Annotated in this window: 21 protein-coding genes; 5 read left to right on the top strand and 16 right to left on the bottom strand. The window is 71.2% G+C overall.

Going from position 1 to position 20,957, the window contains the following annotated elements:
* Nucleotides 1–108 precede the first annotated feature (108 nt).
* Nucleotides 109–1,812: a formate--tetrahydrofolate ligase gene (locus tag AC1DIW_RS04680; protein WP_442279072.1), complete on the top strand. Its 1,704-nt coding sequence runs from the start codon at nucleotides 109–111 to the stop codon at nucleotides 1,810–1,812.
* 67 nt (nucleotides 1,813–1,879) lie between these two features.
* On the opposite strand, the gene AC1DIW_RS04675 is transcribed toward AC1DIW_RS04680, so the two are convergent.
* The 3 genes from AC1DIW_RS04675 to hflX all read right to left on the bottom strand — a co-directional run bounded on the left by AC1DIW_RS04675 (nucleotide 1,880) and on the right by hflX (nucleotide 4,694).
* The gene (locus tag AC1DIW_RS04675) at nucleotides 1,880–2,950 is read right to left on the bottom strand and encodes a GNAT family N-acetyltransferase (protein WP_478106636.1); all 1,071 of its coding nucleotides are present in this window, start codon (nucleotides 2,948–2,950) and stop codon (nucleotides 1,880–1,882) included.
* Nucleotides 2,947–3,102, bottom strand: coding sequence for a hypothetical protein (locus AC1DIW_RS04670; RefSeq protein ID WP_442279070.1), 156 nt, complete (start codon nucleotides 3,100–3,102; stop codon nucleotides 2,947–2,949). The genes AC1DIW_RS04675 and AC1DIW_RS04670 overlap by 4 nt, the downstream gene beginning before the upstream one ends.
* An 86-nt stretch (nucleotides 3,103–3,188) precedes the next feature.
* Nucleotides 3,189–4,694 carry a GTPase HflX gene (gene hflX, locus AC1DIW_RS04665; RefSeq protein WP_442279069.1) on the bottom strand — a complete coding sequence of 502 codons (1,506 nt, stop codon included), beginning with the start codon at nucleotides 4,692–4,694 and terminating at the stop codon, nucleotides 3,189–3,191.
* Between the two features lie 123 nt (nucleotides 4,695–4,817).
* Here hflX and AC1DIW_RS04660 point away from each other — a divergent pair, with 123 nt between their 5' ends.
* Nucleotides 4,818–5,429 (top strand): class I SAM-dependent methyltransferase, encoded by a 612-nt coding sequence (locus AC1DIW_RS04660; protein ID WP_478106635.1) that lies wholly within the window; start codon nucleotides 4,818–4,820, stop codon nucleotides 5,427–5,429.
* Between the two features lie 89 nt (nucleotides 5,430–5,518).
* Here the strand turns inward: AC1DIW_RS04660 and dapF are convergent, their stop codons facing one another.
* The 4 genes from dapF to miaB are packed head-to-tail and all read right to left on the bottom strand — an operon-like array spanning nucleotide 5,519 to nucleotide 9,627.
* Complete coding sequence (dapF, locus tag AC1DIW_RS04655) at nucleotides 5,519–6,370, bottom strand: diaminopimelate epimerase (RefSeq protein ID WP_478106634.1); 852 nt, start codon at nucleotides 6,368–6,370, stop codon at nucleotides 5,519–5,521.
* A gap of 1 nt (nucleotide 6,371) precedes the next feature.
* On the bottom strand, nucleotides 6,372–7,337 hold the full coding sequence (miaA, locus tag AC1DIW_RS04650; protein ID WP_478106633.1) for a tRNA (adenosine(37)-N6)-dimethylallyltransferase MiaA: 966 nt from the start codon (nucleotides 7,335–7,337) through the stop codon (nucleotides 6,372–6,374).
* Nucleotides 7,338–7,386: 49 nt separating this feature from the next.
* Nucleotides 7,387–8,010, bottom strand: a complete 624-nt coding sequence (gene def, locus AC1DIW_RS04645) for a peptide deformylase (protein ID WP_478106632.1) — start codon at nucleotides 8,008–8,010, stop codon at nucleotides 7,387–7,389.
* Between the two features lie 42 nt (nucleotides 8,011–8,052).
* The gene (gene miaB / locus AC1DIW_RS04640) at nucleotides 8,053–9,627 is read right to left on the bottom strand and encodes a tRNA (N6-isopentenyl adenosine(37)-C2)-methylthiotransferase MiaB (protein ID WP_478106631.1); all 1,575 of its coding nucleotides are present in this window, start codon (nucleotides 9,625–9,627) and stop codon (nucleotides 8,053–8,055) included.
* Between the two features lie 161 nt (nucleotides 9,628–9,788).
* Between miaB and AC1DIW_RS04635 the strand changes: the two genes are divergently transcribed.
* Nucleotides 9,789–10,394 carry a YceI family protein gene (locus tag AC1DIW_RS04635; RefSeq protein ID WP_478106630.1) on the top strand — a complete coding sequence of 202 codons (606 nt, stop codon included), beginning with the start codon at nucleotides 9,789–9,791 and terminating at the stop codon, nucleotides 10,392–10,394.
* A 100-nt stretch (nucleotides 10,395–10,494) separates the two neighbouring features.
* Here the strand turns inward: AC1DIW_RS04635 and AC1DIW_RS04630 are convergent, their stop codons facing one another.
* From AC1DIW_RS04630 to AC1DIW_RS04620, 3 genes are all read right to left on the bottom strand, one after another.
* Nucleotides 10,495–10,929, bottom strand: a complete 435-nt coding sequence (locus tag AC1DIW_RS04630; protein ID WP_478106629.1) for a regulatory protein RecX — start codon at nucleotides 10,927–10,929, stop codon at nucleotides 10,495–10,497.
* A 344-nt stretch (nucleotides 10,930–11,273) separates the two neighbouring features.
* Entirely contained in the window at nucleotides 11,274–12,323 is a 1,050-nt protein-coding gene (gene recA, locus AC1DIW_RS04625; protein ID WP_442279062.1) for a recombinase RecA, read from the bottom strand.
* A 231-nt stretch (nucleotides 12,324–12,554) separates the two neighbouring features.
* Nucleotides 12,555–12,812: a DUF3046 domain-containing protein gene (locus AC1DIW_RS04620; protein ID WP_478106628.1), complete on the bottom strand. Its 258-nt coding sequence runs from the start codon at nucleotides 12,810–12,812 to the stop codon at nucleotides 12,555–12,557.
* 155 nt (nucleotides 12,813–12,967) lie between these two features.
* Between AC1DIW_RS04620 and AC1DIW_RS04615 the strand changes: the two genes are divergently transcribed.
* Entirely contained in the window at nucleotides 12,968–14,569 is a 1,602-nt protein-coding gene (locus AC1DIW_RS04615) for a DUF3352 domain-containing protein (RefSeq protein ID WP_478106627.1), read from the top strand.
* A 60-nt stretch (nucleotides 14,570–14,629) separates the two neighbouring features.
* On the opposite strand, the gene AC1DIW_RS04610 is transcribed toward AC1DIW_RS04615, so the two are convergent.
* From AC1DIW_RS04610 to rimO, 6 genes are read right to left on the bottom strand one after another with little or no spacing between them, the layout of a single operon-like run.
* Nucleotides 14,630–15,736, bottom strand: a complete 1,107-nt coding sequence (locus AC1DIW_RS04610; RefSeq protein WP_478106626.1) for a dipeptide epimerase — start codon at nucleotides 15,734–15,736, stop codon at nucleotides 14,630–14,632.
* Nucleotides 15,733–16,608, bottom strand: a complete 876-nt coding sequence (locus tag AC1DIW_RS04605; RefSeq protein WP_478106625.1) for a serine hydrolase — start codon at nucleotides 16,606–16,608, stop codon at nucleotides 15,733–15,735. Before AC1DIW_RS04605 ends, AC1DIW_RS04610 begins: the two co-directional genes overlap by 4 nt.
* Nucleotides 16,609–16,625: 17 nt before the next feature.
* A complete protein-coding gene (locus AC1DIW_RS04600; RefSeq protein ID WP_442279057.1) occupies nucleotides 16,626–16,928 on the bottom strand; it encodes a helix-turn-helix domain-containing protein in 303 nt (100 codons plus the stop codon).
* 10 nt (nucleotides 16,929–16,938) lie between these two features.
* The gene (locus tag AC1DIW_RS04595) at nucleotides 16,939–17,523 is read right to left on the bottom strand and encodes a CinA family protein (protein WP_478106624.1); all 585 of its coding nucleotides are present in this window, start codon (nucleotides 17,521–17,523) and stop codon (nucleotides 16,939–16,941) included.
* Nucleotide 17,524: 1 nt separating this feature from the next.
* The gene (gene pgsA, locus AC1DIW_RS04590; RefSeq protein ID WP_442279055.1) at nucleotides 17,525–18,223 is read right to left on the bottom strand and encodes a CDP-diacylglycerol--glycerol-3-phosphate 3-phosphatidyltransferase; all 699 of its coding nucleotides are present in this window, start codon (nucleotides 18,221–18,223) and stop codon (nucleotides 17,525–17,527) included.
* Nucleotides 18,220–19,695 carry a 30S ribosomal protein S12 methylthiotransferase RimO gene (gene rimO / locus AC1DIW_RS04585; RefSeq protein WP_478106623.1) on the bottom strand — a complete coding sequence of 492 codons (1,476 nt, stop codon included), beginning with the start codon at nucleotides 19,693–19,695 and terminating at the stop codon, nucleotides 18,220–18,222. The genes pgsA and rimO overlap by 4 nt, the downstream gene beginning before the upstream one ends.
* A gap of 28 nt (nucleotides 19,696–19,723) precedes the next feature.
* On the opposite strand from rimO, the gene AC1DIW_RS04580 reads away from it, so the two are divergent.
* Nucleotides 19,724–20,944, top strand: coding sequence for a dipeptidase (locus AC1DIW_RS04580; protein WP_478106622.1), 1,221 nt, complete (start codon nucleotides 19,724–19,726; stop codon nucleotides 20,942–20,944).
* The last annotated feature ends 13 nt before the right edge of the window (nucleotides 20,945–20,957 follow it).

The raw sequence follows: 20,957 nt of genomic DNA, 5'->3' as shown, positions 1-20,957 counted from the left end.
CCAACCTGTGGACCGGTGCGCCGATGCCCGGCCCTCGTGGGACCGAGCTCACTGGAGGGGCTCGGCGATTCCGGTGCGCGGCACCGGCGCCGGGAGTTGGATCGGACCATGAGCGCACCCCTGCCCACCGACCTCGACATCGCCAACGCAGCGACCCTGCGTCCGATCGCCGACGTCGCCGCCGACCTCGGCGTCCGTGACGAGCACCTCGAGCCGTACGGCCGCGGCGTCGCCAAGATCGACCTCGCGGTCCTCGACGAGCCCGCGCCGACGCATACGGCCAGGTACGTCGTCGTCACGGCGGTGACACCGACGCCGCTCGGCGAGGGCAAGACCACGACCTCGGTCGGGCTCGCGCAGGCACTGCACCGCCTCGGCCAGCGGGCGGTCGTCGCGCTGCGTCAGCCGTCGATGGGACCGACGTTCGGGATCAAGGGCGGTGCGGCCGGTGGCGGCTACAGCCAGGTCGTCCCGATGGAGCGGCTCAACCTCCACCTCACCGGCGACTTCCACGCCGTCACGTCCGCCCACAACCTGCTCGCGGCGATGATCGACAACCACCTGCACCACGGCAACGAGCTCGGCATCGACGTCCGCAACATCACGTGGCGGCGCGTGCTCGACGTCAACGACCGTGCGCTGCGCAACGTCGTCATCGGGCTCGGGGCGCGACAGGACGGGCTGGCGCGCGAGACCGGCTTCGACATCACCGCCGCGAGCGAGGTCATGGTGCTGCTCACCCTCGCCACCTCGTTGCACGACCTGCGCGAACGGCTTGGCCGGATCGTCGTCGGCTACACGACCGAGGGCAAGAGCGTCACCGCGGAGGACCTGCACGCCGCAGGGGCCATGACGGCCATCCTCGAGGACGCCCTCAAGCCCAACCTGCTCCAGACGCTCGAAGGCGGACCGGCCATCATCCACTGCGGACCGTTCGGCAACATCGCCACCGGGACGTCGTCCGTCACCGCCGACCTCATCGCCATGCGCGGCAGCGACTACGCCATCACCGAGGCGGGCTTCGGGGCCGACATGGGCGCCGAGCGCTTCTTCGACGTCAAGTGCCGGGTCAGCGGGCTCAAGCCGGATGTCGCGGTCGTCGTGGCCACCGTCCGCGCCCTGAAGACCCACTCGGGGCGGTATGCCGTCCGAGCCGGCAAGCCCCTTCCCGCGGGCATGCTCAAGGAGAGCCCCAAGGACGTCGAGGCCGGGCTCCCCAACCTGCGCAAGCACATCGAGATCGTCCGGCGGTTCGGCGTGCAGCCCGTCGTCGCGATCAACGCCTTCCCCGACGACCACGACTCAGAGCACGCCGTCATCCGGCGCTTCTGCAACAGCCTCGGGGTCCGCTCTGCCGTGACCCGCCACGTGGCCGAGGGCGGGGCCGGCGCGCTGGAGCTCGCGCAGGTCGTCGTCGAAGCCGCGCACGAGCCGACCGCCTTCGAGTTCCTCTATCCCCTCGACCTGCCGCTCGAGCAGAAGATCGAGGCCATCGCCACCCAGGTCTACGGCGCCGACGGCATCGACGTGAGCCCCGCGGCAGCGCGAGCACTCAAGGACTACGAGCGGCTGGGCTACGGCGGCCTGCCCGTCGTCATCGCCAAGACGCACCTGTCCATCTCCTCGGACCCCACCCTGCGCGGTGCCCCGCGCGGGTGGCGGATGCCGGTGCGCGAGGTGCGCGCGGCGGTGGGCGCCGGCTACGTCTACGCGATCTGCGGGGACATGCGCACGATGCCGGGGCTGCCGAGCTCCCCCAACGCGGAGCGCATCGACATCACCGAGGACGGCCGGGTCACGGGCCTCTCCTGAGAGGTCGCGGTTCCGCCCCGACTGCCCCGTGGACAGCGCTGTGAACGGCCCGGGATCAGCCCGGGAATCACCCGAGAGGACATCCGTCGACGCGGCGGGCCATGGCGACGTCGTCGCGGTAGTCGGTCGCGCTGAGGCGCAGACCGCGCGGCACGCGGCCGACCTCGGTCCAGCCGGCGCGCCCGTAGAAGCCGCCGAGGCCGAGACCGCCGCGGTAGTCGAGGCGCAGCAGCTCGACCCACGGCAGCTCGCGCCGCGCGATGCCGACCATGCCGCCGAGGAGGATGCGCCCGAGGTTGCGTCCCTGCGCCGTCGGCTCGACCATCAGCCGCTTCAGCCCCGCCACATGGGCGTACGGGAACCCACGTGAGTGCTCCCAGAGGCCGAGCCCACTGACCTTGCCGTCGGGGTCCCTCAGCACGCACAGCAGGGAGCGCTCGTCACGGACGTCCTCGAGATGGCGGTCGAGGGCCGCGGCCACGTCGCGGCGCGCCGCGCCGGGAAGGAAGCCGACCGCGCCGCCGGCGTCGTTGACCCGGCCCCACAGGTCGACGACTGCGTCACGCAGCGCGTCGTCGACGGCCCCGGTGGGCACCGGCTCGACGCGGGGCGCCTCGAAGTACGCCATCGGCGTGCCGTCCGGATCGTCCCTCATGGGCCGCATGCCCACCCGCACCAGTCCTGCGGACGACGCGGTGCGCAGCGAGGCGGCGTTGACCTCGTCGACCATCGCCGTCACCAGGGCCTCGGGACGGTGCTCGACCGCCCAGGCGACGACCGCACGAGAGATCTCCCGCCCGAGTCCGGCACCGAGACGGTCGTGCTCGAGCCGGTAGTAGAGGTTGAGGCTCTCGTGGTCGGACTCCTTGTGCCGCAAACCGGCCCACCCGATGACGTCACCCGACGCGCGGTCGACGACGACGGCATACCCCAGCTCGTCCTGCTGCCAGTCGACGAGGTCGGCCGCGAGTCGCTCGCGGCACTGCTCCGGGCTCGGCATGCTCGACGGCGCGTGCGCATACGTCCGTGGGTCGTTGTGCACGCGCACGTAGTCGTCGAGGTCCTCGGGGCGAGGTCGCCGCAGCGCGAGCCGCTCGGTCGTCAGCCAGACGGAGCCTTCGCCGGCCGGAGCGTTCACGGCACCTGTCGCTCGGGCGCGCGCGTCTCACAGGCGGCCAGGGGCGCGCCGTCACAGCAGGGCTCGATGTAGCGGCACTTCGGGCAGCGGTTGTGAGCCTGCTCGGCATACATCTGGGTGCCGCAGTAGGGGCACGGGATCTCGAGGGCCATGCCGCCCATCCTCCCCGAGAGCCCTGACAGCCCGGAGCCCGACATGCCGAAGGGCCCCACGGAGGGGGCCCTTCGAGCGATCGCTGTCAGCTGGCGACGACGGCGTATGCCGCGAGGTCCGGCTCCATGGTCGGCGTGACCTTGGCGCGCAGGCGGGTCCCCTCGGCCACGTGCTCGCTCTCGAGGATCTCGCCCTCCTCGTGCAGGCGCGAGATGAGGTCGCCGCGGTCGTACGGCACGAGCACCTCGACCTCGATGTCGGGCTTCGGCAGCTCGTCGTCGATGAGGGCGCGCAGCTCGGCGAGACCGGCGCCGGTGCGGGCCGAGACCGTGACGCAGTGCCGCTCGTGGCGCCGGATCCGGTCGAGCACCTCCGGGTCGGCGATGTCGGCCTTGTTGACGACGATGATCTCCTTGATCTGGTCGCCGCCGACCTCCGCGAGCACCTCGCGGACCGCTGAGATCTGCCCCTCGGGGTCGGGGTGCGAGCCGTCGACGACGTGCAGCAGCAGGTCGGAGTCACCGACCTCCTCGAGGGTCGAGCGGAACGCCTCGACGAGCTGGTGCGGCAGGCTGCGCACGAAGCCGACCGTGTCGGCGAGCGTGTAGACGCGGCCGTCCGCGGTCTCGGTCCGACGTACGGTCGGGTCGAGGGTCGCGAAGAGCTGGTTCTCGACGAGCACGCCGGCGCCGGTGAGGCGGTTGAGCAGCGAGCTCTTGCCGGCGTTGGTGTAGCCGGCGATGGCGACCGACGGGACGCCGCCGGCGCGACGCGAGTGGCGCCGCGTGTCGCGGCTCGTCTTCATGTCCTTGATGTCGCGGCGGAGCTTGGCGATCTTCGTGTTGATCCGGCGGCGATCGAGCTCGATCTTCGTCTCACCGGGTCCACGCGAACCGATGCCCTCACCCCCGGCGACACGGCCACCGGCCTGACGGGACATCGACTCACCCCAGCCACGCAGGCGGGGCAGGAGGTACTGCAGCTGGGCCAGCTCGACCTGCGCGCGGCCCTCGCGGCTCTTGGCGTGCTGGGCGAAGATGTCGAGGATGAGGGCGGTGCGGTCGATGACCTTGACCTTGACGACGTCCTCGAGCGCGCGCCGTTGGCTCGGGGCGAGCTCGCCGTCGCAGATGACGGTGTCGGCTCCCTCCTGGACGACGATGTCGCGCAGCTCGAGCGCCTTGCCCTTGCCCAGCCAGGTGGCGGGGTCGGGCCGCTGACGACGCTGCACGACACCCTCGAGCACGGTCGAACCTGCCGTCTCGGCGAGGGCCGCGAGCTCGCGGATGGAGTTCTCGGCGTCGTCGGCGGTCCCCTCGGTCCAGACGCCGGCCAGCACGACCCGCTCGAGGCGGAGCTGGCGGTACTCGACCTCGGTGATGTCTTCGAGCTCGGTCGACAGGCCTTGGACGCGTCGGAGCGCGGCGCGCTCCTCACGGTCGAGCTGATCGCCGTCGTAGAGGGGGTATGCCGTGTCGTCGGTCTCGTGGGCGTCCTCGGCCAGCGCGTCGGCGCGGGTGGCGAAGAGGTCACGCTCACGCTCCGCAGCGTGGGCTCGGTCATCGGTGTGCTGGGTGTGGTTGCTCGTCATGTTCTCCCTATGGTTCCACTGGTCCAACGCCACGAGCCACTCGTTTGTGCCCAAGACCTGCTTACCCACCCCTGACGTGCTCGTCGTGGAGGCCTGCGGCCGCGGCCGATACCGTGACCCCTGATGAGCGAGCCGACCGACCACTACTTCACCGCAGAGCCGGCCACCCCGGAGGAGCGCCGCACCATCGAGGTCACCCTCGAGGGGCGCCGGTTCACGCTGAGCACCGCTCGTGGCGTGTACTCCCCCGACCGCCTCGACCCGGGCACGTCCGTGCTGCTGGCCGGCGCACCCGACCCCAGCCCGACCGGCGACCTGCTCGACCTCGGCTGCGGCTGGGGGCCGATCGCGATCACCCTGGCGCTGCGCTCCCCTGCCGCACGCGTCTGGGGTGTCGACGTCAACCGCCGCTCGCTCGACCTCGCCCGGGCCAACGCCGGAGCGGCGGGCGTCGACAATGCGACCTTCTGCGAGCCGGACGAGGTCCCGGCCGATCTGCGGTTCGCGACGATCTGGTCCAACCCGCCGATCCACGTGGGCAAGGCGGCCCTGCACGCCCTCCTCGAGCACTGGCTCCCGCGCCTGGCCGACGACGGCGTGGGCCACCTCGTCGTGCAGAAGCACCTGGGCTCCGACTCGCTGCAGAAATGGGTCAACGCGCAGGACTGGGGACTGACGTGCACGCGCCTGTCGTCCGCCAAGGCGTTCCGCATCCTCGAGGTCCGCCGCGCTTGAGCCGGTCCGCTCCCGGCCCGGGTCGAGGTATGCCGCCGGGCCGGCCACGGGGAATCACCTCGACCCGTCGGGACGCGTCACGACAGGGTTCAGAGCGGGAAGTCTCCGTCGGCGACGAGGACGGCCGGCCCCGCGAGCTCGACCCGCTGACCGGGCAGAGGCGTGACGGTCAGGCGTCCGCCCGGCACGTCGACGGTCCACGGGCTGAGGTCCTCGACGCCGGACCAGAAGCGCGTGGCCAGGGCTGCCGCCGCAGCACCGGTGCCGCACGAGCGGGTCTCGCCGACGCCGCGCTCGTGGACGCGCATCGCGATGTGCCCCGGCCCCACGGCGCGGACGAACTCGACGTTGGACCCGTCGGCCGGCTCGGGGTGCAGCTCGGGCGCCTCACCGAGGTCGAGGTTCTCGAGGGTGATGCCCTCGGGCAGCATGACGACGGCGTGCGGGTTGCCGAGGTCGAGCGACAGCGCCGGCACCGGTTTGCCGTGGCGCGGGCGCACCATGACGTCGAAGCCGTCGCGTCGCGCACCCTCCTCGTCGACGAGCCGCCACGGACCGAGGTCCACGGCATACCCCTCGTCGACGACCCGGACCGTCTTCACACCGGCGCGGGTGGCGATGGTGAAGGTCGAGCCGAAGGCCAGCCCCTCGCGCCGCAGGTACGCGGCGAAGACGCGGGTCCCGTTGCCGCACATCTCGGCGAGGGAGCCGTCGGCGTTGCGGTAGTCCATGAACCACTCGGCGTCGCGCGACTGCGCCCGCACCGTCTCGTCGGTGGAGAGCGCCGTGCGCACGACCCGGATGACGCCGTCCGCGCCGATCCCGGCATGCCGGTCGGCGATGCGCTGCACCTGGGCGGGGGTGAGCTCGAGAGAGCCCTCGAGGTCAGGGACGAGGACGAAGTCGTTCTCGGTGCCGTGGCCCTTGGTGAAACGCGTCATGTCAGGCATTCTCCGCCATGCCGTGTCGCACCCGAGCATCTGCCTCGCGAACCGCCGTGAGCGCGCGGTCGAGCAGGTCGGGCGAGGCCGCGTCGAGCCAGACGATGCGCGGATCGGGGCGAAACCACGACTCCTGCCGCCGGGCGTAGCGGCGCGTCGCCTGGGCGGTGTCGCGCCGCGCCGTGGTCTCGTCGAGGTCACCGTCGAGGACGGCGATGGCCTGGCTGTAGCCGATGGCACGGCTGGCGGTGACGCCGTGACGCAGGCCGGCTCCGAGCAGGGTCTCGGTCTCTGCCCGCAACCCGTTCTCCCACATGCGCTCGACCCGTCGGTCGATCCGCTCGACGAGGACCTCGCGGTCCAATCGCAACCCGAGAACGACTGCGGGAGAGACGAACTCGCGTTTGGGCATCGTCGCACTGAAGGGCCTGCCCGTCAGCTCGATGACCTCCAACGCCCGGATGACACGACGGAGGTTGCCGGGCAGGATCGACGCGGCAGACCGCGGATCCAGGCCGCGCAGCCGCGCGTGGAGGGCGTCGCCGCCGACGACCTCGGACTCCGTTTCGAGGCGGGTGCGCACCTCGGCGTCGGTCGGGGGGATCTCGAGCCGGTCGAGGGCCGCCCGCACGTAGAGGCCCGAGCCACCGACGAGCAGGGGGCGATGGCCGCGGCCCCGGATGGCAGCGATGTCGGCCCTCGCGGCGACCTGGTAGCCCGCGACGCTGGCCTCCTCGGTCACGTCGAGGACGTCGAGCTGGTGGTGCCGGACACCCCGCCGCTCGGTAGGGGGCAGCTTGGCCGTGCCGATGTCCATGCCGCGGTAGAACTGCATGGCGTCGGCGTTGACGACCTCTCCCCCGAGTCGCTCGGCCAGGTCGAGAGCGAGGTCGGACTTGCCCGTGGCGGTCGGACCCACGACCGCGACGATCGGCTCGGCGTCGGAGGTCTCCCGGTCAGGCGCCACGGTCCACCGGACCGCTGAAGGTCTTGCCCTTCACGACGATGGCGCGCAATCAGCCGATGAGCTCGTCGGAGTGCTCGCCGGCATGCTCGACGTCGTCCTCGTCGTGGCCGAAGGGGTCGCGGTCGACGCCGGGGTGCCAGGAGTTGCCGGGCTTCCCCCAGCCGTTGCGCTTGACCGCCTTGCGGGCCTTCTTGGCCTGCCGATCGTCGAGGCGGTCGACGTAGAGCGTGCCGTTGAGGTGGTCGTACTCGTGCTGCATGCAGCGGGCGAACCAGCCCGTCGCGTCGAACTCGACCCGGTTCCCGTCGACGTCGAAGCCGATGACGTGCGCCCGATCGGCACGCTTGAGGGGGAAGGCCTCGCCGGGCACGGACAGGCAGCCCTCGGTCTCCTCGTCGGGGTTCGGCCGCTCCTGCGGGATCCTCGAGGTGGTGAGCGTCGGGTTGATGACGTGCCCCTGCTCGGGGACCCCGTCGTCGTTGGCCATCTTCCAGATGAAGACGCGCAGCCCGACACCGATCTGAGGCGCCGCGAGGCCCACACCGTTGGCTGCGACGTTGGTCTCGTACATGTCCTCGACGAGGGTGCGGAGATCGTCGTCGAAGTCCGTGACGAGGGCTGCAGCCCGATGGAGGACGGGCTCGCCGGTGATGACGATGGGGCGCACGCTCATGCGCCAAGTCAAGCACGAGGCGTCGCCTCGGCCCGAATCGGCTCAGACGACAGCGCAGCCCGGTGCCGTCGGTGCTGCGGCCGGTTTGCCGATCGACGGCATCCCCAGACTGACGCCCGGCTTGCCGGTGCCCTGGGGGACGTCCTGGAGCGCAGCCCAGGCGTCGCCGCCCCGAGTCCGGCGGACGGCATACGTCCCGCCCTCGAGGCCCGAGTCGGCGACGAGGTGGTGCGGCGCGCCGTAGGTGACCTGCACGGTGACCATGTCACCCGGCCTCGGCACCTCGCCACCCTCGGGCACGGCGAAGTGGACGAGCCGGTTGTCGCGGGCCCGTCCCGACAGGCGCTTGGTCTCGGCGTCCTTGCGCCCCTCCGACGGGGTGACGAGGACCTCGACCTCACGACCCTCGACAGCTCGGTTGCCGGCCCAGCTGACCTCCTCCTGGAGGGCGATGAGCCGTTCGAACCGCTCCTGGACGACCTGCTTGGGGACCTGGTGGTCCATCGTCGCCGCGGGGGTGCCGGGGCGGATGGAGTACTGGAAGGTGAAGGCGCTGGAGAAGCGGGACTCGCGCACGACCTCGAGCGTGCCCTGGAAGTCCTCCTCCGTCTCGCCGGGGAAGCCGACGATGATGTCGGTCGTGATCGCGGCGTCCGGGATGTGCTTGCGGACGTTGTCGATGATCCCGAGGAACTTCGTGCTGCGGTAGGAGCGGCGCATGTCCTTGAGCACCTTGTCCGAGCCGGACTGCAGCGGCATGTGCAGGCTCGGCATGACGTTCGGCGTCTCGGCCATGGCGAGGATGACGTCCTCGGTGAAGGCCGCCGGGTGTGGGCTGGTGAAGCGCACCCGCTCGAGTCCCTCGATCTCGCCGCACGCCCGGAGCAGCTTGCCGAAGGCGAGCCGGTCGCCGAACTCGACGCCGTAGGTGTTGACGTTCTGGCCCAGGAGCGTCACCTCGACGACACCCTGTGCCACGAGCGCCTCGATCTCGGCGAGGATCTCTCCGGGGCGGCGGTCCTGCTCCTTGCCGCGCAGGCTCGGCACGATGCAGAACGTGCACGTGTTGTTGCAGCCGACCGAGATGGACACCCAGGCGCTGTAGGCAGAGTCGCGTCGCGTCGGCAGCGTGGAGGGAAAGACCTCGAGGCTCTCGAGGATCTCGACCTCCGCGCGCTTGTTGTGGGCGGCCCGGTCGAGCAGGGCCGGCAGGGAGCCGATGTTGTGGGTGCCGAAGACGACGTCGACCCACGGCGCGCGCTGGACGATGGCGCCGCGGTCCTTCTGGGCCATGCAGCCGCCGACGGCAATCTGCATGTCGGGGTTCTTCTGCTTCGCCGGGCGCAGCTGTCCGAGGTTGCCGTACAGCTTGTTGTCGGCGTTCTCGCGCACCGCGCACGTGTTGAAGACCACGACGTCGGCGACCTCGGGACGCTCCCCGGCCGGCAGGCTGGCGAGGTCGACGTAGCCGGCCGTCTCGAGCAGGCCGGCCAGGCGTTCGCTGTCATGGACGTTCATCTGGCAGCCGTGCGTGCGCACGTCGTAGGTCCGGGGCGAGCCGCCCGGGGTGATGGGCGCGGTCGCGACGGGCGCGGGAGTGAAGTTCTGCGTTGTCATGGCATCGACAAGGGTACGTCGTGCGGCGGCTGCCGACGGCCGCGCTCCCCGGTCGGGGAATAGCCGGAGGGGTGGCCTCGTTGAATCCAGTGCTTGACAGTTCAACAACTTTGGAGCACCATGGTTGTTGAAGATTCAATAACTACTCCGAAGGACACATCATGGGCCTGTTCAACCGCACCAAGACCGAGACCGTCGCCGAGACCCCCTCGGTCGCCGTCGAGAACATCTCCGGCGACTACACGCTCGACCCGAGCCACACGCGAATCGGCTTCTCCGCCCGTCACGCAATGGTGACGAAGGTCCGGGGCAACTTCGACCAGTTCCAGGGCTCCGCCCACGTCGACACCGCCAACCCGGCCAACTCGTCGGTCACCGTGACCATCGAGGCCGCCAGCGTCACGACCGGCAACGAGCAGCGCGACGGCCACCTGAAGACCCCCGACTTCTTCGACATCGCCAACTACCCGCAGATCACCTTCGTCTCGACCGATGTCGAGCGCGACGGCGCCGAGTGGGCCATCACCGGCGACCTCACCATCAACGGCGTCACCAAGTCGGTCACGGTTCCCTTCGAGGAGACCGGCTCGGCCAAGGACCCGTTCGGCAACACCCGGGTCGGCTTCGAGGGTGAGGTCACCATCGACCGCACCGACTGGAACCTCTCCTTCAACGCGGCCCTCGAGACCGGCGGCGTCCTCGTGAGCGAGAAGGTCAAGCTCGAGTTCGACATCTCGGCGATCGCCAACGTGCCTGCCGAGGTCTGAGCAGCACCGCACGACAGCACGACAGCATCACCGCGAGGGGGTGAGGACCGATTCGGTCCTCACCCCCTCGCGGTGTCCCGGCGCCCACGGGCCGGAGATGTCAGTCGCGTCGGTGCTCGGGCAGGCCGTCGACGGCGTCCCGGATGATGGGCCAGGCGACCTCACCCGAGTAGCCCTTGCGGGCGAGCAGTCCGGCCAGGCGGCGGGTCTGGACCTCAGGGGTCAGGCCACGCATGGAGCGCAGCTTCTTGGCGACGAGCTGTTCGGCCCGCACGCGTTCGTCACCGGCCCCGACCTGGCCCAGCGCGTCGTCGGCGATCTCCTGGTCGATGCCCTGCTTGCGCAGCTCGTGGGCGAGAGCGCGCCGCGCCAGCCCCTTGTCCGACTGCTTCGAGCGGACCAGCATCTGGGCGTACGCCTCGTCGTCGACGAGTCCGATCTCGGTCATCCGGTCGAGCACCTTGGCCGCGACCTCGTCGTCACACCCGCGCTGGCGCAGCTTCCGCTCGAGCTGGGATCGGCTCCGCGGAGCCATGCTCAGCTGCCGCAGGACGATGGCACGCGCGACGGACTCGGCGTCAGCATCGGGGACGAGCGTCTCGGTATCGTCCGGCGGAGGCGCCCAGTCGGGCCGCTCCCCCGCATCGTCCGAGCCCCATCCAGACCGCGGCTGCCCACGCCGACCACCTGGCCGACCTGGCCGACCTGGCCGACCTGGCCGAGCTGGACCGTCGGAACGTCCCGCGCCGCTCTCGCGCACCGGGACAGCCCGGGGCGGGCTGTCGGCCCGCACCCCGGCAACACCCTCGGCCTCAGCCAGGGCGGCCGCGGCGCGGGCCAGACGGTCCTGCGCGGTCTCCGGTTCGGAGGGACCCACGATCAGAAGTCGACAGGCACGTCCGAGACCTCGGCGGGCTGGTCGACGCGCGGCCCGACACCGAGCTTCTCCTTGACCTTCTTCTCGATCTCGTCGGCCAGGTCGGGGTTGTCCTTGAGGAAGTTGCGGGCATTCTCCTTGCCCTGACCGAGCTGGTCGCCCTCGTAGGTGTACCAGGCGCCGGCCTTGCGGACGAAGCCGTGCTCGACACCCATGTCGATGAGGCCGCCCTCACGGGAGATGCCGTGGCCGTAGAGGATGTCGAACTCGGCCTGCTTGAACGGCGGCGAGACCTTGTTCTTGACAACCTTGACGCGGGTGCGGTTGCCGACCGGCTCGGTGCCGTCCTTGAGGGTCTCGATGCGACGCACGTCCAAGCGGACCGAGGCGTAGAACTTCAGCGCCTTGCCACCGGTCGTCGTCTCCGGCGAGCCGAACATGACGCCGATCTTCTCGCGGAGCTGGTTGATGAAGATCGCGGTGGTGCCCGTGTTGTTGAGGGCCCCCGTCAGCTTGCGCAGCGCCTGGCTCATGAGTCGCGCCTGCAGACCGACGTGGCTGTCACCCATCTCGCCCTCGATCTCGGCACGGGGCACCAGGGCCGCGACCGAGTCGATGACGATGATGTCGATGGCGCCGGAACGGATCAGCATGTCGGCGATCTCGAGTGCCTGCTCGCCCGTGTCTGGCTGCGACACGAGCAGCGCGTCCGTGTCCACGCCGAGCTTCTTCGCGTAGTCGGGGTCGAGCGCGTGCTCCGCGTCGATGAACGCCGCGATCCCACCCGCCTTCTGCGCGTTGGCGACCGCGTGGAGGGCGACCGTGGTCTTGCCCGAGGATTCCGGACCGTAGATCTCGACGACACGGCCACGGGGCAGTCCGCCGATGCCGAGCGCGACGTCGAGCGCGATCGACCCGGTCGGGATGACCTCGATCGGCGGACGGATGTCGTCGCCGAGACGCATGACTGCGCCCTTGCCGTAGCTCTTCTCGATCTGGCCCATCACCGAGGAGAGGGCCTTGTCCTTGTCCTTTGCCTGCACCGATGCCATGTCGGTCACCTATCTGCCGTCTGCGCTGCGGTCGTCTACCTTCGACCCGGGCGACTGCTCGTCCTGAGAGATTCGCTGTCGGGTCAGACGCTAGGTGCCGGCGCCGACATCAGGTGGACCACGAGACGGCCTGTGGACGATGCGGGTGGTGGCGCAGGACCTGTGGAGAACATTACCGAACAGGTGTTCGAAGTCATCACGACACGCCGGGAAGCGCTCCTCGGCGACCCGTCAGCGGCGCGTCTGCCCGGCCTGACCGCCCTGCGCCCCACGAGCGACTCGGGTGTCCCGGCCGAGTCGACGCTCGGGCGGCACGTCCATGTCGGTGCACAGCGCCTCCCAGACGGCCCGCGGGGCCTCGCCGTCGGCGAGGGCCTGCACGACGGTGCGATTGCCGAGCGCGCCCAGCACGTGGTCGCGGGCGAGCGACCCGGCATACGCCGCGCCGAACTCGTCGTCCATCAAGGTCCAGAAATGGCTGATCCGCACCACAGCAGTCTGCCACTCGCGCGGCGGGAGCCGTTCCGCGCCGAAACCGTCGTCGGACCGTTACCACAACCGGCGACGAATGTCCGGCTCGGACGGTATTGTCCTGCCGTCCCGCGCGACGCCGCGGGCCCACCGACACTTCAGGGGAGCAGACCGTGACCGAGCCCACCCATGGGACGAACCAACCCGACCAGCCCTACACCTACCCGACGGCCGGAGCAGCCGGCACATCGGCAGGTACGGCGGCCGGGACCGTCCCCGGCGGGGTCGCCCTTGCCGACGACCCGCAGCCGAAGGCCGCCGGTGGCCGCAAGCGGACCGGTCTGCTCATCGGCGGCGTCGCGACGGCGCTCGTCCTCGGCGGCGCCGGCGCGTTCGCCTTCCAGAGCCTGAGCGGTGGCGGCTCCCAGCCCGCCGACGTGCTGCCCGGCGACGCGTACGCCTACCTCCGACTCGACATCGACCCCTCCGCCGGCCAGAAGATCGCCGCGGTGCGCTTCCTGGGCAAGCTCCCCCAGGTCAAGGACACCCTGGGGAGCGACGACCCTCGCAAGAAGCTCTGGGAGATGGCCTCCAAGAACTCCACCAACGACTGCGTCGCGAAGTTCGACTACGACAAGGACATCGCGCCCTGGCTCGGGGACCGCGTCGGTGCAGCCATCCGACCCGGCGGCTCCGAGAAGTCCCCGAACGTCGCCGTCGCGATCCAGGTCAAGGACGAAGCCGCGGCCAAGGACACGCTGACCAAGCTGTTCGCGTGCGACAAGAGCGGTGACACCGACCTGCGCATGAAGGACGGCTACGCCATCGTCACGCCGTCAGGTGTCGGAGACGCCACCCTGGCCGCGGTCGACAAGGGCTCGCTGGCCCAGAACGCCACCTTCACTCAGGACATGGGTGCGCTGGGCGAGCAGGGCATCATGTCGGCCTGGTTCGACATGGGCCGAGGCCTCGGCGAGATCCAGAAGCTGGGTGGGACGGCGGGCCTGAGCGCCGTCACCACGGCCGGCGCCAAGGGCAGGTTCGCTGCTGCGCTGCGCTTCGACGCCGACTACGTCGAGATGGCCGGCATCGTGCGCGGCGCCGACGGGACCAAGTCGGTCAAGGGCGGCGGTGCCGAGATCGCGTCCCTCCCGGCCAACACGCTGGGAGCCCTCAACATCTCGGGCGCCGACCAGATGCTCGACGGCGCGTGGCCCGCCGTCAAGAAGCAGATCGAGAGCCTCGCTGCAGCCGACGGCGCGTCCGACCCCATCGGCCAGGTCGAGCAGCAGCTCGACGTCAAGCTCCCGGACGACCTCAAGGTCCTCCTCGGCCGGTCCTTCACCATTGCGATGCCCGACCAGGACTTCACGTCGGAGGTCCCGACCATCGGCGCCAAGGTCGTCTCCAGTGATGCCAAGCGCGCCGACGAGCTCGTCGGCCGTCTCATGGACGCCTCCGGCGCGCCCAGCGACATGCTGACGCACAAGGTCGACGGCGACAAGGTCTTCGTGGCCACCACGCCCGGCTACGCCGACGACCTCAAGTCCGGCGGCAAGCTCGGGGACAGCGACGCCTTCAAGCTGGCCGTGGGCGACGTCAGCAGCTCCAACGTCACGCTCTTCGTCGATCTCGACAAGGTCTACACGCTGACCAAGGGACAGGTGGACGGCGAGGCGAAGACGTTCCTCGAGTCCCTGCGCGCAGTCGGCGTCAACTCCTCGACCACGGGCAACGGTGAGGGCACCTTCACGCTCCGTGTCGTGGGCAACTGACCTCCTCCTGCACGACGAAGGGCCCCGCTACGGCGGGGCCCTTCGTCGTGCAGCGACGGGTCAAGCGGGCGCTGCGAAACCCGTGATCCCGAAGCCCTTCGACGTGGGCACGCGAATCTGCTTGCCGGCGTAGGCGATTCCGCCGTCCACGGGCGAACGCACCGACCACCAGGCGGCATCGAGGTCGCTAACCTCGGTCGTGGGCTCGGCGGCGACGAGCGCGGCCGCGGCTCCCACCCCGACGTGGCTCTCCATCATCGAGCCGACGATGGTGCGCAGGCCTGCGTCATGGGCGCGACGCAGCATGTCCCGGCCGACCGTGAGAGACCCGCACTTGGCGAGCTTGACGTTGACGAGATCGGCCGCCTCCAGCCGGATGATCCGTTCGAGATCGAAAGGCCCGAAGCAGGACTCGTCGGCCATGACCGGCAGGCCGACACGCTCGCGCACCCAGGCGAGACCCTCGACGTCGTCGGCTACGACCGGCTGCTCGACGAACTCGACCCCGAGGTCGGCGACCTCGAGCGCCCGGATGACGTGGACCGCCTCCTCACGGGACCAGCCCTGGTTGGCGTCGAGGCGGATGGCGACGTCGGGCCCGACGGCAGCCCGGACCGCTGCGACACGCTGCACGTCCGTGCCGGCGTCGGTGCCCACCTTCATCTTCAGGGTGCGGAAGCCCTCGGCCACCCGTGCGCGGGCGGTGTCGGCGAGGGCGTCAGCCGCACCTGCCGACAGGGTGACGTCGGTGGTCAGCACATCGCGTATGCCGTCCGGCCGGGCCGCGAGGACCGCGGCGACCGACGCCCCCTCCGCCTGGGCGACGAGGTCGTGCAGGGCCGCATCGACCGCCGCCTTGGCACCGAAGTTGCGGGCCACGGCGCGCTGGACGGTCGATGCCGCGGCGGCGAGGTCGTCCCGGTCGTCGAGCCTCCGCCCGGTGACGACCGGAGCGAGCATCGCCTCGATGCAGGCAGTGGCGCTCGCGAGGGACTCCCCGGTCACCTGCCACACCTGCGGCGCCTCGCCCCAGCCGGCGCGGCCGTCGCTGTCGGTGATGGTCACGACCACGGTGTCGGTCGTCTCGGTGCGGCGCAGCGCGGTGACGAACGGCGTGTGCAGCGGCACGGACACGGTCGTCGTCGTCACCCGCTGGATGGTCGTCACGGCTGCTCCTCCCCCACCGGGTGCTCAGCCCGCCAGACGTCCCTGGCGATGTCGGCGACGAAGGCGGCGGCCGCGGTCTCGTCGAGGTCGACGGTGGTGCACACGGCGAGGACGAACGGCTCCTCGCCAGGGGGACGCACCAGCGCCACGTCGTGCGAGACGCCGGGGATCCAGCCGGACTTGCTCGCCGTCGGCGTGCCCGGCGGCAGCCCTGCGGGCACCTGGTCGACGTGCACCTGGCGGGCCAGCATCGCCTCGACGGGGGCCAGCACCTGGTCGCCGCCGAGGGTCGGCTCGCGGCGTCCGACGGCGGCCATGACGAGCCCGAGGTCGGCGGCGGTCACAGTGTTCGTGATGCCCGCCGTGCGGGCGGCCGCGTCCTCGATGCCGCGCCCCACGATCATTGCCGGCGAGCAGCCGACGATGCGGAGCACGTCCGCGACCTCGCCGAGGCCGACGACGTCGAGCAGGAGATTGGTCGCGATGTTGCTCGAGCGGGTGATGGCCTGCTCGGCGAGCTCGGCGAGCGTACGCGTTTCGCCGAGCGCTGCCCACGTCACGGGGTCCTGGTCGTCCGACTCGTCGAGGTCGAAGGGCGACCCGTCGTGCACCGACGGGAAGGTGCCGGAGACCCGGACCGGCGTGTCGAGGTCGAGCTCGCCGCGCACGACCCGACGATAGGCGGCGATGACGAGAGGGAGCTTCATCGTGGACGCGGCGTAGTGGGGGGCGAGCGCGTCGTGCTCGTAGCGGGGGCGACCGTCGAGGTCACCGAGCCACACCGACAGGACGGCGGGCTGTGAGGGCGGCGAGGCGTGCCTGGTGGTAGCGAGGGCGAGGCGTGAGTCGAGGTCCGAGAAGGGGCTGAGCACCCCAGCACGGTAGACGATCAGGCGGCGGAGGCGGACACCACGTCGTCCGACGCGACAGGGAGCGTGACGGTCGGAGCGAGACCCTCACTCTCGGCCATCCGGTTGGACACGTCGATGAGCACCTGCGAGAGCGGCAGGGCGAGTGCGCCGCAGATCGAGGCGAGCAGCTCCGAGGACGCTTCCTTCTCGCCGCGCTCCACCTCGCTGAGATAGCCCAGGGAGACCGAGGCCGTGGCGGACACCTCACGGAGCGTGCGGCCCTGGGCGCGGCGGCGCTCGCGCAGGACGTCACCGAGCTCGCGTCGCAACAGTGTCGTCATGCCGTCCTCCTCAGGTCGCTGGTGTGGCGGTGTCGGGTGCGGGGTCACCACCGGGGTGACCCGACAGCCCTACCGTACCCCGAGGGTCCCACGGCGGCGCAGGTGTTCGGCGCGTGGCGCCGGTCTCCTGCACCGCGAGCCGGAGCACCGCGTCGACGGTCGCCGACCGGATCTCGGCCCTGGTCCCTTTCAACTCGAGCGCGCGCGTCGCTGTTCCCGACGGTCCCGCCACGGCCACGTGCACGGTGCCCGCGGGTTTGCCCTCGGAGGGTCCCGGACCGGCCACACCGGTCGTCGCCAGCCCCCATGTCGACCCCAGCCGACGGCGTACGCCCTCGGCCATCGCGACGGCGACGGCGGGATCGACCGTGCCGACCCGCGCGACGAGGTCGGCGGGCACATCCAGGAGGAACGTCTTGACCGCGGCGGCATACGCCACGACTCCACCGAGCAGCACCGCAGAGGCCCCTGGCGTGTCGGCCACGGTGGCGGCGACGAGCCCAGCCGTCAGCGACTCGGCGCACGCCAGCGTCTGGCCGGCCTCGGTCAGTGCAGCCACGAGGAGCGCGCCCGGCGTTCCGGAACCGTCGCCCACGTCAGTCCCGCTGAGCCGTCCGCTCGGGCGGCGCGTCGGACTGCGGCCGTGCCTCGCGCTGGGCGGCGCGGGCGGCCCGTCGAGTCCTCGTGCGCTCGCTCGTCTCGCGCAGCCGGGCTGCCTTGAAGACGTAGTCGATGCCGCTGAGCACCGTCATGACGAGAGCCGCACCGAGCACGACGTACGCGACGAGGAGCCACGCGTCGCCGAGCGGCAGGACCCAGAGCGGGAAGGTGAGGGCGCCGAGCGACAGGGTCTGGAGCATCGTCTTGAGCTTGCCGCCGCGCCCGGCCGGCATGACGCCGTGGCGGATCACGACGAAGCGCAGGACGGTGATGCCGATCTCGCGCACGAGGATGACGACGGTCACCCACCACCACACGACACCGAGCAGCGACAGGCCGATGAACGCCGTGCCGGTCAGGGCCTTGTCGGCGATGGGGTCGGCGACCTTGCCGAAGTTGGTGATCTCGCCGCGCTGCCGCGCGATCTTGCCGTCGATGCCGTCAGTGACCGCGGCGAGGACGAAGACCGCCCACGCCCAGAAACGCCACCACGGCTGGTGGCCGCCGTCCTGGAAGAGCAGCGCGGCGTAGACGGGCACGAGCAGGAAGCGCAGCACCGTCAGCGCGTTGGGCAGGTTCCAGTCGGTGGGCCGGGGCGCGGGCCCCTCCCCCCGGTGGAAGGTCTGCGGCGTCATCGCGGCTCCGCGACGAGGTCGATCCCCTCGGTGCCGACGACGACGGCCGGCACGAGGTCGCCGACCTGGGGTGCCGGGGCACCCTCCGGGACGCGCACGATGGTGACGCCGTCGACGTCGGGACCCTGGAAGTCGGCCCGGCCGATGACGGAGCCGTCCTCGTCGTCGATCTCCTCGACGAGGACGACGACGCGCTCACCGATGCGCTCCTCGGCCCGCTGGGCGTTGAGCTCCTCGACGAGGCGGGTGAAGCGGTCGAGCCGCTCGGCGACGACCTCGGGGGCCAGGTGGCCGGCATACCCCTCGGCCTCGGTGCCGTCCTCGTCGGAGTAGCCGAAGACGCCGACGACGTCGAGGCGCGCCTCGGTGAGGAAGGCCTCGAGCTCGGCGAGGTCGGCCTCGGTCTCGCCGGGGAAGCCGACGATGACGTTGCAGCGGATCCCGGCGTGCGGGGCGTCGGCCCGCACGCGCGCCAGCAGGTCGAGGAAGGCCTCGCGCGAGCCGAAGCGCCGCATCGAGCGCAGGAGCGGCTCGGACGCGTGCTGGAAGGAGATGTCGTAGTAGGGCACGACGCCGGGGACGTCGGCCATGGCGCGCAGCAGCCCGGGCCGGATCTCGGCGGGCTGGAGGTAGGAGACGCGGACGCGTTCGATGCCCTCGATCGCCGTCAGCTCGGGGAGCAGCTTCTCGAGCAGGGCCAGGTCTCCGAGGTCCTTGCCGTAGCTCGTCGAGTTCTCCGAGACGAGGAAGAGCTCCTTGACGCCCTGCTGGGCGAGCCAGCGCCCCTCGGCGACGACGTCGGCGGGGCGGCGGGAGAGGAAGGCGCCCCGGAACATCGGGATCGCGCAGAACGAGCAGCGGCGGTCGCAGCCGGACGCGATCTTCAGCGGTGCCCAGGGCCGCCCGTCGAGCCGGGCGCGGATGACCCGGGGGCCCGAGGCGGGTGTGGGGACGTCGTCGTCGGCGAGGTCGGGGCGCGCGTCGCCGTGCCCGGGCAACGCGACGTCCGCGGCGCCGTCCTGGCGCTTGGCTGGCGTGAGCGGCAGCAGGGTGCGACGGTCGCCCGGCGTGTGGCTCTCGACGTGGCCACCGGCAAGGATCGTCTGCAGGTGCGAGCTCATGTCGCGGTACGAGTCGAAGCCGAGCACGGCGTCGGCCTCGGGCAGCTGGTCGGCGAGCTCCTTGCCGTAGCGCTCGGCGAGGCAGCCGACCGCGACGACCTTCTGCGTGCGGCCGCCGTCGCCCTTGAGGTCGGAGGCCTCGAGCAGCGCGTCGATGGAGTCCTTCTTGGCCTGCTCGACGAAGCCGCACGTGTTGACGACCGCGACGTCCGCCTCCGATGCGTCGTCGACGAGGCGCCATCCTCCGGCGAGCAGCCGTCCGGCCAGCTCCTCGGAGTCGACCTCGTTGCGCGTGCACCCGAGGGTGACGAGTGCGACGCTCTTGTCGGCGCTCGGGTGGGGAGGGGTCATGCGTCCACTCTAGATGCCGGGGTGTTCAATGGCCGACATGCTCGGAACCGCCCCCCACGGCCACGACGAACTCCTCATGCGGGCACGCGACCTGCTCCGGGCCCACCCCCTCGTCGACGGGCACAACGACCTCCCGTGGGAGGCCCGCGAGCAGACCGGCTACGACTTCGAGGCCCTCGACATCTCCGGCCGCCTCACGACGACGCAGACCGACCTGCCTCGCCTCACCGAGGGTGGGGTCGGCGCGCAGTTCTGGTCGGTCTTCGTGCCGAGCACGCTGCAGGGCGACTCGGCCGTGACCGCCACGCTCGAGCAGGTCGACGCGGTCCACCGCATGATCGGGGCGTATGCCGACCGGCTGGTCCTCGCCGGGACCGCCGACGAGGTGGAGCAGGCCACCGCGACGGGACGGATCGCCTCGCTGCTCGGCGCCGAGGGAGGCCACTCGATCGGCTGCTCGCTGGGCACCCTGCGGCTGCTGCACGTGCTCGGCGTGCGCTACCTGACGCTGACGCACAACGACAACACGCCGTGGGCCGACTCGGCCACCGACGTGCCTGTCGTCGGTGGCCTCAGCGAGTTCGGCCGCGAGGTCGTGCGGGAGATGAACCGTCTCGGGATGATGGTCGACCTCAGCCACGTCGCCGCCACGACCATGCGGGCCGCGCTCGAGACGACCGAGGCCCCGGTCATCTTCAGCCACTCCTCGGCGCTCGCCCTGTGCGACACCCCGCGCAACGTGCCCGACGACATCCTCGCCGCCCTGCCCCGCAACGGCGGCGTGTGCATGGTGACCTTCGTGCCGGAGTTCGTCTCACCGGCGACCGCCGCCTGGCGTGTCGAGGCGGCCGCGGCGGCCGCCGAGGTCGGTGTCGAGGCCCGCGACTGGGAGGCCTTCGGCCGGTTCACCGCCACGTGGCGGCACCAGCACCCGAAGCCCGACGCGACGATCGAGCAGGTCGTCGCCCACCTCGAGCACGTGCGCGAGGTCGCCGGCATCGACCACATCGGCATCGGCGGCGACTACGACGGCACCGACACCTTCCCCGTCGGGCTCGAGGACGTCAGCGGCTACCCCCGGCTCGTCGCCGCGCTCCTCGAGCGGTCGTGGTCCGAGGCCGACGTCGCGCAGCTCGTCCGCGGCAACACGCTGCGCGTCATGCGCGACGTCGAGGCCGTCGCCCGCGACCTCCGGACCACCCGCTCCCCCAGCCTCAGGACGTTCGCCGAGCTCGACGTCACGGCCTGAGCGCGACCCGGGC

Source organism: Terrabacter sp. 01T434, from assembly GCF_056398545.1.
Note: the sequence above shows the minus strand (reverse complement) of the source record. Positions and strands in the feature narration are given on the sequence as shown.

What these genes read in the sequence shown, in the direction of transcription:
- AC1DIW_RS04680 (WP_442279072.1), top strand. Translation starts at nt 109, where the DNA reads ATGAGCGCACCCCTGCCCACCGACCTCGACATCGCCAACGCAGCGACC.
- AC1DIW_RS04670 (WP_442279070.1), bottom strand. Translation starts at nt 3,102, where the DNA reads ATGGCCCTCGAGATCCCGTGCCCCTACTGCGGCACCCAGATGTATGCC.
- hflX (WP_442279069.1), bottom strand. Translation starts at nt 4,694, where the DNA reads ATGACGAGCAACCACACCCAGCACACCGATGACCGAGCCCACGCTGCG.
- AC1DIW_RS04660 (WP_478106635.1), top strand. Translation starts at nt 4,818, where the DNA reads ATGAGCGAGCCGACCGACCACTACTTCACCGCAGAGCCGGCCACCCCG.
- dapF (WP_478106634.1), bottom strand. Translation starts at nt 6,370, where the DNA reads ATGACGCGTTTCACCAAGGGCCACGGCACCGAGAACGACTTCGTCCTC.
- def (WP_478106632.1), bottom strand. Translation starts at nt 8,010, where the DNA reads ATGAGCGTGCGCCCCATCGTCATCACCGGCGAGCCCGTCCTCCATCGG.
- miaB (WP_478106631.1), bottom strand. Translation starts at nt 9,627, where the DNA reads ATGACAACGCAGAACTTCACTCCCGCGCCCGTCGCGACCGCGCCCATC.
- AC1DIW_RS04635 (WP_478106630.1), top strand. Translation starts at nt 9,789, where the DNA reads ATGGGCCTGTTCAACCGCACCAAGACCGAGACCGTCGCCGAGACCCCC.
- AC1DIW_RS04630 (WP_478106629.1), bottom strand. Translation starts at nt 10,929, where the DNA reads ATGGCTCCGCGGAGCCGATCCCAGCTCGAGCGGAAGCTGCGCCAGCGC.
- recA (WP_442279062.1), bottom strand. Translation starts at nt 12,323, where the DNA reads ATGGCATCGGTGCAGGCAAAGGACAAGGACAAGGCCCTCTCCTCGGTG.
- AC1DIW_RS04600 (WP_442279057.1), bottom strand. Translation starts at nt 16,928, where the DNA reads ATGACGACACTGTTGCGACGCGAGCTCGGTGACGTCCTGCGCGAGCGC.
- pgsA (WP_442279055.1), bottom strand. Translation starts at nt 18,223, where the DNA reads ATGACGCCGCAGACCTTCCACCGGGGGGAGGGGCCCGCGCCCCGGCCC.
- rimO (WP_478106623.1), bottom strand. Translation starts at nt 19,695, where the DNA reads ATGACCCCTCCCCACCCGAGCGCCGACAAGAGCGTCGCACTCGTCACC.
- AC1DIW_RS04580 (WP_478106622.1), top strand. Translation starts at nt 19,724, where the DNA reads ATGGCCGACATGCTCGGAACCGCCCCCCACGGCCACGACGAACTCCTC.